Here is a 7,291-nt window from a genome sequence, read left to right as displayed (position 1 = left end):
CATAGATCTGCTGCCGCCTGATCTCGTGGCGCTGTGCGACCTGCGACACGGTCGCGCCGTTCTCCCCGACCGAAAGCACAATCGCCAACTTCTCGTCGTCACTCCAGCGGCGCCGACGCTCCAAGCCAAGAATTTCGCCCCGCACAGCTGCCTCCCTCCCTGTAGGAGACGTCATTAAAGACGTCTTTATGGACGTCTCTTAGCAATCTCCGGCACACACGAGCAGGCGGTTCAAATCGGGCGGTTACGGCTCGACGCAGCGCGTGAGCAGCACGATTGCTGCTCCGATGATAGCCAGCGGCAGGATCGGGGCGAAATTCAGCGCAGCGCCCGCCACAACCAGCGCCAGCACCGCCAGCGCAATAGGAGCCTTATCCCGGCGGTAGGCCCGGGCCTGCATCGGCGCAAGCAGGATCAGATCCTCGTCACGCGCAAGGCGCGCGATCTCGTCGGCAGGACCGTCCAGAAGCACCGTGTCACCCGGGCGCAGATGGAAGGTTTCATCCTGCAAGTCCACAGCGCTGCCGTGACGGTGGACGGCAATCGGGTAGACGCCGTGGCTGCGCCGCCAGCCGAGAGCAGAGAAGACTCCCTTGCGATCCTTCACCAGCGCTTCAACCACCTTGTGACGTCGAGCCAGAGCGGGTTCCGTACCGGCAATGGCAAACTCTTTTGCGTCGGAACTGCGAAATCCTATCACTTCGGAGTCTGAAGCATGCACTACCACCCTGTCGCCGGCATTAAGGACCTCGTCACGCAACTGCCGTCTGAGAGAAACATCTTCACGTATCAGATCGACAAGTTGCGTGGTGCTTCGCCGGAAATCTGCAACCTCTGCCACTTTCTGCCCAATCAGCGGTGATCCGGGCGGAACAAAAAGCTCGACCTGCCAGGAGCGCCGGACGCCAAGTGCATGCTCACTGACCGTGCTGCGCTCGGGGAGCAGAAGAGGCGCAGCCAAGAATAGGTAGAGGCTGCCCGCGAGAGCCAGTGCAATCCCAAGCGGCGCGATTTCCAGCAGCGCAAACGGCGCAAGGCCCAATTTCCGAGAAACCCCGTCTACGAGCAGGTTAGTGGATGTGCCAATCAGGGTGCAGGTTCCCCCCATGATCACTACAAAGCTGAGCGGCATCAGAAGGCGCGACGCGCTGGTTCCGCACCGCCGGGCCAGCCCGAACACCACCGGTATCAGGATCATGATAACGGGTGTATTGTTCATAAATGCGGAAGCGATCGCCGCCAGCAGGAAGAACAGTGCGATCGTGACTGTTGGGCGATGGGTTATGCCATGGCCGAGCCATTCAGCCAAAGTATCCAGTACGCCGGTTCGCACCAGCGCCGCGCTCAGCACGAACATCGCACCTATTGTGGCCGGGGCCGGATTGCTCAGCGCTTTGAGCACATCGTCCACGCCGACCAAACCCAAGAGCAGTGCCAGCGCCACGCCGCCAAGTGCGGTAACTTCCGCTGCGAAGCGCTCACTGACAAAAACCGCGAATACCGTCATCACCAGAAGAAGTGCGCCATAAGGGGCATAGGGACCCAGATCGATCAGCATTAGGGCTACCCGCTTCGATGCCGTGCTGTTGAGCGCTGACGGCAAGGCGCTGGTGGTTCCCAGGCATCCGAAGCCCGGCAACCACCATTGGTTCGCACGGCAATATGCCATTTTCTCCAAAGCGCGAGAACTGAAATTTAAGAGGACTTCAACGGTAGCTCCAGTTCCTTCGTGCCGGCAGTCAGCCAACTGACATCAAACAATCGTTCCCGCAGTGAATGCCGCTCCGTTCACTCAGGGAACTTCGACATCTGCGGCGCTCAAGGCAAAGACAGTGGTGGGCTCAAACGGCATGCGCAATGAGCGTTCCTAGAACATGCAAGTCCTTCAGGAGCGGCAAAGTGGAAGCCGCGGTGGTTCGGACCGTGTCTCCTATACCAAAGCATCAAGCTGGCGCTTTCTTTGCGGCTCCGGTATTAGCGGCCCCTCCAGTCCCGCGGCCTCTGGAAGGCAGTCAGAAATCCTTTGACCAGGCCGCTCGCGGCGGACGTCCATATCATCTGTCCATGCCGGGTAGCCTTCAAGCTTACTGCCGACGCAATGGAACCAGCCGATCAACAAAAGTTGCCCGTCTCCGGAGCGGGTCGGCATCACGATGTGCTCGAGCACGTATTCGTCTGAATGCTGAATGAGTGCTGATACACTCCACACCGCTGCTCGATCTTCGAGCGCCCTCATCATATCGCAGTGCCAAGGAAGTTCCAGACCGTTCAGGCCGAGTTCGAGAACGCTCCGCCCTTCGACCTTCTGGCCTAGCAAAGACGACATTTCTTCATCGGCTCGGGAAATTCGAAAACGCGTGATGATCATGGCGTCCGATGATGCGAGAACGCCGTATGGAGAGGCCCGTTTGTGGACGGGTATTGCCTCATAAGCGGCCGGCAGGTGAAATGCCCCTTTCGCCTCTCCACGCGTTTGTGCCGGCAACCCAAGCCGGTACCTCCGTACAGCAGCGCGGATTTCCGGGGACGGCTCGGTGAATTGCGAGAAGGCAGCCATGCCTTGCGACGCAGCTTTCGTTTCCACTCGGAGTTTTGAGGTCGCTGCAAACAGGGTTCTTCTGATTTCGCTGAAAAACATTTCATGCATCCTTCGAAAAAGGAGGGCGGATCGGCAAGCGGGCAGCCGATCCGCCCAGTGATCGGTGGCAGCGGGACAGGCGGGGCCACCGGAGGCATTGGTTCAGGCCATCTCGGCATTCGTCATTATGTTCTCCATCCCAATTCCTGATGGAGTCCATCTTGGCGCATTGCTGCGTATATTCTTCCGGCAAGGTTCATCGGAGTTGTAACAACCGTTTGACTCAACAGTGCTTGAAAAACTCTGTTACAAGAAAGTCGACCACACACTGTTCGGTGGCGCTTCCCGGGGGCAACTTGTGTGTGGTACGAGGCATAGTTATTCCGGAAGATGCAAAACTAGCTTGAGCCGAACACCGCACATACTCATCGTCGATGACGACCGTGAAATCCGGGACCTTGTAGGAAAGGTTCTCGAGCGCAATGGCTTCCGGATCAGCAGGGCCGAGAACGAAGCGGCTATGCGACGTGTGCTGGCGGATGGAGCCATCGACTTGATCGTGCTCGACATTATGCTGCCGGGCAAGGACGGGCTAGCCCTATGCCGGGAGCTTCGGGGCTCCCACGATCCGACACCAATTATCATGCTGACCGCGAAGGGCGATGACATCGACCGTATCCTAGGCTTGGAAATGGGTGCTGACGACTATCTGCCGAAGCCCTTCAACAGCCGGGAACTGATTGCGCGGATTAAGGCTGTGCTGCGCCGCGGCGGCTCCGGTCCCAAGTCAGAACCGACGTGCCAAGAGCGGTTCTATTGCTTCGAAGGCTGGCGCCTCGACATTGGTAAAAGGGAGCTCCTGAGCCCCGAATGCGTGATCGTCTCGCTTAGCAGCAGCGAATACGGTCTATTGCTCGAACTCGTCCAGCGCCCGCAGCGAACCCTGACACGTGACCAGCTCATCGACCTCACGCGCGGCCGCGCCGCGGCGGTATTCGATCGAAGCATCGACATTCAGATCAGCCGGCTGCGAAAGAAACTCGGCGATAATCCAAAGGATCCCCGAATGATCAAAACTGTCTGGGGTGGCGGATATCTCTTCGCCCCGGACGTCACGACCGAATGAAAGTGTTCGACAGCCTTCGCGCGCGTACGGTGGTTATCGTCATCGCCGGACTCGTTATTTCGAATGCGATCGGCTACGTGCTCTATTCGCGCGACAAACAGGAAACCCTGATCTTCCAGGACGCGTTTGACATGGTGGAGCGCGCTGCGGGCATCAGCCGGTTGTTGCGTGACATCCCTGACGACTGGAACGCCGATATAGTTGCGGCCTCCGATAGCCGCGCTTTCCGCGTCTGGGCTAGCGAAACTCCGCCATTCGAGAGTGAAGCGCCGACCACGGAAGAAGAAGAGCTCGAAACTTATGTCGTGAATCTCGTTCCTCGCATCCGCGACAACGAGATGAGGGTCTGGTTCCGGCCGGAATTGCCAGAGGGTATCGACCTTCCATCTGCCTTATTCGCAGGCGAACCCGCAACAGTGCGGGAAACCCGGGAAGGCTGGTTGCTTGTCTTGTCGATCAATCACGCAGAGGCGAGTTGGCTGAACTTCTTTGGTCGAACTGTTCCAGAGACCAGTTATTTCCCTACGTTCCTCGCGCTTAATCTGCTAATGGCGGTTTTTGTTCTTGGGTTGGTGGCTTTGTGGCTCGTCAACCGCGTCACGGCACCGCTACAAAACCTTGCGCAAGCCGCTGAACGCCTGGGTCTTGATCTGACTTCAGAGCCTTTGAGCGAGGCTGGTCCAGAGGAGGTTCGCGTTGCAGCGCGAGCGTTCAACGCCATGCAGTCGCGCCTCATCCGCCAGGTCGAAGGCAGGACGGTCATGCTAGCGGCGATCTCGCATGATCTGCGAACACCGATCACCCAGCTTCGGCTTCGCACCGAGCTTGCGCCCGAATCCAATGAGCGCGCGAAGAACCTCGCGACACTCGACGACATGAATGTCATTATCGGAACGTGTCTAGACTTCGCCCGAGTGTCGAATGACGGCGAGCCACGTACGACTATAGACTTGGGCAGCCTCGTCGAAAGTATTTGTGACGACTTCGCCGATATTGGAGGCGATGTCACCTACGAAGGACCTGAAACAACACGCTATTTCTGCAAGCGGATTGCGTTGAAGCGGGCAATAACGAACATTATTGAAAATGCTCTGACCTATGGGGGGCAAGCGCGGGTTACCCTTTCTCCAGTAGGCCGCGACCTGGTCATTTGCGTCGAGGACGACGGACCGGGAATTCCTGACGCCGAGATCGAAACGGTCTTTCAGCCTTTCTGCCGCCTTGCTTCGGATCAGGTCCGGTCCTCCGACGGTGTAGGTTTAGGCCTCAGTATCGCGCAGTCGATCATTGAGGATCATGGGGGCACCGTGGCGCTATCGAACAGGCAGCAAGGAGGACTTCTTGTAATGATATGCCTTCCCAACGTCTTGAAATCCGGCCGGAAGGGGTGACGTTCCCTACCCTGGCACAGTTTACGGTGGCCATCAGGTTTCTCAGCAGGGTCGGGTTTCCACCCTCCCCGCAAAGCTTGGGCGGGCGAAAGACGACTCGGCGCGCGCCCGATTCGGGCTGGATGGCGTCATTATCTATGGCTGCATGAAATTCCGGAAAGTCCAGGTCTCGATTGTCAATTCTGGCTGGGGCGAATGATCGGTTTCGTAGGCTTTGCCTATTTCTGCAAACAGGAGAAGTAGTCATGAAATCTAAGACCCTAACAAACTGGCCCGCACCGCATGGAGTGTTTTGCACTATGGCTCAACCTATGAGCCAAACAGGAATAAGCCTCTGGGCGCAATTTGAAGCGCCTAAAGGCCCACCGAAGTTCGCGAAGGAGAATAGCTTGGAACGGAGAAACTACGCCCCCAGATTCTGAGAGCCCATTGGGTCGTCATAGATCTGGACAGTAATGAGACCAAGGCGCGTGCGTAACCCACAATGGCCACGGCCCGCGAGCCGACAAAAAGGCCGTGTGTGGACGCCCCGGTGAATGCAAGAAGTTTTAGCGAGATAGAACATGTGGTCAGGTGCTGTCGTGTGTTCGGCCTCAAAGTGTGGCTGACAAACACCACGGGCCCGTATGGAGATGCGCGGATCAGGTCCAATTCGGATACGCGCGCTCAAAGGCGCACGGCCTCAAGTCTGGTTCTCCTAATCCCGTCTCGTTGACCGTTTGTCCTTACTTCACCTCCGACCTTCTCACATGACCGGCAAGAGCTTCCCCAAAGGGTCAGGCTAATGCCGGATTCTTGTAGTTCTCATTCTTCGCCATCAGAGCCCAGGCAATTCGAGCCATCTTGTTTGCCAGAGCCACAGTCACCAACATCCTTGGCTTGCGTGCAAGCATCTGCCCCAGCCAACCACCTTGATCGCCGCCCCGTCGAATGGCCCATCGAACGACAGATGCCGCACCGATGATCAGAAGTCGTCGAAGATCACGCTGACCCATCTTCGATGTGCGACCAATGCGCTCTTTGCCACCCGACGAGAATTGCTTGGGTGTGAGCCCGGTCCAGGCGGCGAAGTCGCGCCCTTTGCGGAAGCTGGTTGGATCTGGGGAGAGCGCAGCAAGGGCCACAGCGGTTATTGGCCCAATGCCTGGGATCGTCATCAACCGTTTTGATACTGGATCCTGTCGAGCGCCTGCGCGCAACTCAGCACTCAATGTATCAATCTTTTCTACCAGCATTTTGATATGATCCAGAAGCAGTTGAGCGTGATCGACCACGGCTCTTGGCAGCTTTGTTTCCGGATCTCTGATCGCCGCCTGTAACCGATTGATGTGAACTGTCCCTGAAGGTGCTACCAGCCCGTATTCGGCCAGATGCCCACGCAATGCATTAATGGTTTGGGTCTTCTGTCGTACGAGCAGGTCGCGGATTCGAAGCGCCATACCTGATGCTTGTTTTTCCGTACTTTTTACTGCAACGAAACGCATGGTAGGGCGCGACGCAGCTTCCGCGATCGCTTCGGCGTCATTTGCATCATTTTTCTGACGTTTGACGAAAGGCTTCACATAGATAGGAGGCATCAACTTGACCGTATGCCCCAGAGCTCCGATTTCTCGCGCCCAATGGTGAGAACTGGCGCAAGCTTCCATAGCCACAGTACAATTCGGAATCTCTGCGAGTGAAGACAGCAGCTTAGACCGCCTAATCTTCTTTCTAAAAAGCGGCCTCCCATCGGCTGTCGCTCCGTGAACCTGGAATACGTTCTTGGCTAAATCAACGCCAATTATGCTAACATCATCCATGGACGTCTCCTCCTTAACGTGGTGATCACACCACCAGTTTGGCACATCGATGCCGTCGGAGGGGCGTCCACCCCATCGGATACATATGAGCGACTTCCGCAAGCCACGCCAAAATCTCAGTTGCGAACAGCAGCCGGTACATACATATGGGTAAGGCTCCGGCGGCGGCCGCCTGATCCCGGGATCGATCCGATGGTAAGTCCGGCCTTATGTCCGACTTCAATAACCGCCCTCAAATCGAAGTTCTTTCCGCTGCCGATGGTGATCGCCGCCGGTATTGGTCAGATGATGATAAACTGCGCATCGTGGAGGAGAGCTTTATCGGCCACCGACAAGCGGCTGCCACAGCGCGGCGGCATGGCATTTGCCGGTCGCTGCTGACCACCTGGCGGCGGCA

At 57.3% G+C, this 7,291-nt stretch carries 7 protein-coding genes; 3 read left to right on the top strand and 4 right to left on the bottom strand.

The window, feature by feature from the left end:
* The 3 genes from GKC28_RS26970 to GKC28_RS25650 form a co-directional block, all read right to left on the bottom strand.
* The coding region (locus tag GKC28_RS26970) for a transposase (RefSeq protein WP_217434166.1) at positions 1–175 on the bottom strand (175 nt) is incomplete at its 3' end.
* A gap of 69 nt (positions 176–244) precedes the next feature.
* The gene (locus tag GKC28_RS25655) at positions 245–1,558 is read right to left on the bottom strand and encodes an SLC13 family permease (protein WP_174149773.1); all 1,314 of its coding nucleotides are present in this window, start codon (positions 1,556–1,558) and stop codon (positions 245–247) included.
* 372 nt (positions 1,559–1,930) lie between these two features.
* Positions 1,931–2,638 (bottom strand): hypothetical protein, encoded by a 708-nt coding sequence (locus GKC28_RS25650; protein ID WP_174149772.1) that lies wholly within the window; start codon positions 2,636–2,638, stop codon positions 1,931–1,933.
* Positions 2,639–2,981: 343 nt separating this feature from the next.
* On the opposite strand from GKC28_RS25650, the gene GKC28_RS25645 reads away from it, so the two are divergent.
* Both GKC28_RS25645 and GKC28_RS25640 read left to right on the top strand, forming a co-directional pair.
* Positions 2,982–3,704, top strand: coding sequence for a response regulator (locus tag GKC28_RS25645; RefSeq protein ID WP_174149771.1), 723 nt, complete (start codon positions 2,982–2,984; stop codon positions 3,702–3,704).
* On the top strand, positions 3,701–5,095 hold the full coding sequence (locus tag GKC28_RS25640) for an ATP-binding protein (protein WP_174149770.1): 1,395 nt from the start codon (positions 3,701–3,703) through the stop codon (positions 5,093–5,095). Before GKC28_RS25645 ends, GKC28_RS25640 begins: the two co-directional genes overlap by 4 nt.
* 776 nt (positions 5,096–5,871) lie before the next feature.
* Here GKC28_RS25640 and GKC28_RS25635 read toward each other — a convergent pair.
* Positions 5,872–6,894 (bottom strand): IS110 family transposase, encoded by a 1,023-nt coding sequence (locus GKC28_RS25635; RefSeq protein WP_174149769.1) that lies wholly within the window; start codon positions 6,892–6,894, stop codon positions 5,872–5,874.
* A 209-nt stretch (positions 6,895–7,103) separates the two neighbouring features.
* Here GKC28_RS25635 and GKC28_RS25630 point away from each other — a divergent pair.
* The coding region (locus GKC28_RS25630; RefSeq protein ID WP_174148636.1) for a transposase at positions 7,104–7,291 on the top strand (188 nt) is incomplete at its 3' end.

It is taken from the genome of Leisingera sp. ANG59 (assembly GCF_013317235.1).
GTDB lineage: Bacteria > Pseudomonadota > Alphaproteobacteria > Rhodobacterales > Rhodobacteraceae > Leisingera.
The sequence above is the reverse complement of the archived record's forward strand: the minus strand, read 5'-3'. Positions and strand labels throughout refer to the sequence as shown.